The organism is Parafrankia colletiae (genome assembly GCF_001854655.1).
Taxonomy (GTDB): domain Bacteria; phylum Actinomycetota; class Actinomycetes; order Frankiales; family Frankiaceae; genus Parafrankia; species Parafrankia colletiae.
Genome location: NZ_MBLM01000077.1, coordinates 1 through 2,779, shown reverse-complemented (window position 1 = coordinate 2,779; position 2,779 = coordinate 1). Strand labels below are relative to the sequence as shown.

Sequence of the window (2,779 nt, the reverse complement as noted above, 5' to 3'; positions counted from 1 at the left end):
GGCCGTCGGATCGACCTTCCGAACTGGTCAATGCTCGTCAAGGTCACGGCCAGCGATACCCTCGGCCGGCTCACCGTGCTGGAGGGGCGAATGGGCCCGGGGGAGCCCGGACCGCTTCCTCATGTTCACGAGGGCCATGACGAGACGTTTGTGCTCGTCGAAGGCCGGTTGCGGTTCCGCGTCGGGGACGGGTTCCACTCCGCCGTCGCGGGCGAGACGGTGTTCGCCGGCCGGCGCCTGGCACACGGCTTCGGGAATCCGTTCGACGAGCCGGCCCGCTACGTCGCCATCCTCACTCCCAGTGGCTATGAGGACTACTTCGCCGAGGTCGCGGAGCATGTCGCCAGAACTGGCACCGCGCCCAGCCGGACTCTGACGCAGGAACTGATGGCGCGGCACCGGACAGTCCTCGCGCCGCACCTGCCCGACCCCGGTTCAGTCCCGTCGTGATAGCCGATGACGCGCAAGCTGGCCGGATCAGCATGGAGCCGATCATCGAGCCTCCATCAACTGGAGGGGTCAACCACTGCATCCCGGCCCAAGGCCTCCGGGCGACGGCGAGCAGAGGCCCACAGCGGCCAGCTGTCGTCGTGGGCAGCCACGACCTGGACGTTGCCACCGTGGTTGTCGACCTTGACGGACCACCGCAGATCCACGCCCTTGTCATTGGGGCCTGTCGGCTCCTTGGGCACGCGAAGTCGCGCGGACGATGGCTACGGAACAAGCTGAGTCGGCGCACAATTGACCGGTTCGGTTCCTATGCCAAGGTAGCAGGCATCCCTGCCAGTGATCCTGGCGTTTTACAAGGATTTACCGTGACGGTGGCACACTACTCGGCCTGGATACATCGTCCGATTTTCGTGTGTTTTTCGTGGTTATCTTCCGCTCAGTCGATGCACGTTCTCCTCCGAGATCAGAGTATCCGGATGATCGACGCCGAGCACTTCCTGCATCCGGGCATGCGTATCTTCGTGTAGTTCTCGGGCCAGTTCATATTTTCCGACGTCGCGCAGGGTCAGAGCCAAGTTGTGTGCGGAGGCCAGCGTGTCTGGATGTTCGGGTCCAAGAACCCGACGTCGCCTGTTGAAGGTGTCTTCGTCGAGAGGTAGGGCGGATTCTGGATCCCCGAGGCCGACTAGGATTTGAGCAAGATTGTGCGCAGAGTGGAGCGTGTCGGGGTGATTGTCTCCGACGAGGCGGCGCTGCCGCATCAGGGTGTCCTCRTCCAGCTTGCGGGCATTCTTGAGCTCTCCGAGCCTCCGTAGTGTATGGGCAAGGTTATGCGCTGAATGTAGAGTGTCCGGATGGTTGTCGCCAAGTGTCCGTCGTTGCCGCGCGAGGGTGTCTTCATCCAGATTTCTGGCGGCCTGAAGTTCGCCCAGTTCAGCTAATGTATGGGCGAGGCCATGCGCCGAGTGGAGCGTGTCAGGATGGTCGGGGCCGAGTATGCGACGTCGGCGATTGAGGTTTTCTTCGTCCAGTGTTCTCGAGTGACTGAGATCGCCGAGACCATAGAGTGCCGCCGCAACACGGTCAACAGCAGTCAAGGTGTCGGGATGATCATCTCCCAGAGCTTGGCTCCAGCGTGCTCGAGTGGTGCTGGCCATGGTCGCGGCTAGCTGATATTGGCCACTTACATATAGATAGCGACAAAGCTCAAGGACAAGGCGACGGAAATCGACGGGCTCTTGGATTTGACCGACTGTGCTCAGATGGGAGGTTACTGCTACTGCATGGGGTGTCAACGCGGCATATGCGGGCCAGGTCTCAGGGTCCGCGGCGGCTCCCGGATTCGCGGTGCCAAGAAGCTGTAAGGCTCCTGCGAGGAAATTTATGGACTCGGTTTCTCCTAGTTGGGTGCGAAGGAGCGCGTGAACCAGGCGGTGAATCTGCAGACTAGTCCCAGTCCTGCGAGCAAGAGCATACTTGACGACCACTGCAATACAGTCGTGGGTTGTCGCCGGATCGCCGACGATAAGTGCGCCTGAAATCGAATTTCTTTCTCTGTCGGGCGCAGCAGCCAAGGGGACGGGCTCGGGAGCAAGAAAGGCCAACCTGTTGAGTAGCGCAACAGCGGCTGGGTAGTCCTCGGCGATCCGATTGGCTGCTGCTGTAATCGTCGCAGCCAAACCCGGATGATGCGGCGTGTCCGTTCCCAGTACGACCTGCGGCTGGGTAGCGAGCAGGGAGAAGTACGCATCGTGATCCATACCAGCTTCGGCAAGATAAGCTCCAGCCTGGTCGATCGCCAGGGGAAGATTTCCGAGCGCGTTGCCCAGCCGCTGGCAGGCATCGTCTGACAAATCGGGAGCGTGCCGCTTGAGTAGAAGCTTTGTTTCGTCTAGGTCGAACTGGCCGACTTCCACGAGATCAATGCCAGCCCGACGGAGACCGGGGTTGCGGCTTGTTGCTATGAACCGGCCAGTCGCGGGTGGGAAGGTACGAGCTAATATTGCAGGATCGGTTACGTTGTCGTATATGACAAGCCAATCATCGCGTCGACCTAACTCCGTGAGTGCCAGGCGCGCCCGAGTGGGCACGTCACTTGCAGTTACACCGAGTTCAGTCGCTAGCTCTGCAAGCCCTGCCAGCAAACCGTCCGGCATCTCTGCATCGACCCACCAGACCAACTCGTACTCGGCGGCATGACGCCACGTGTACTCGACGGCGAGTTGTGTCTTGCCGATGCCACCAAGACCATGCAGCGCAGCAACCGCCACTTGGCGCCTTTGGCTTGTGAGTTGATCGTGCATCTCGGCAAGCAACGCCTCCCGGCCCG

Annotated in this window: 2 protein-coding genes and 1 pseudogene; 1 reads left to right on the top strand and 2 read right to left on the bottom strand. The window is 61.0% G+C overall.

Annotated elements, in window-relative coordinates; translation table 11 throughout:
• The coding region (locus CC117_RS09280; protein WP_206744814.1) for a cupin domain-containing protein at positions 1–450 on the top strand (450 nt) is incomplete at its 5' end.
• A 104-nt stretch (positions 451–554) separates the two neighbouring features.
• Here the strand turns inward: CC117_RS09280 and CC117_RS40465 are convergent.
• A pseudogene (locus CC117_RS40465) lies at positions 555–665 on the bottom strand (IS5/IS1182 family transposase); the annotation flags it as partial.
• 210 nt (positions 666–875) lie between these two features.
• Positions 876–2,779: FxSxx-COOH system tetratricopeptide repeat protein (gene fxsT / locus CC117_RS34450; RefSeq protein ID WP_084131802.1), on the bottom strand; the 1,904-nt coding region annotated here is incomplete at its 5' end.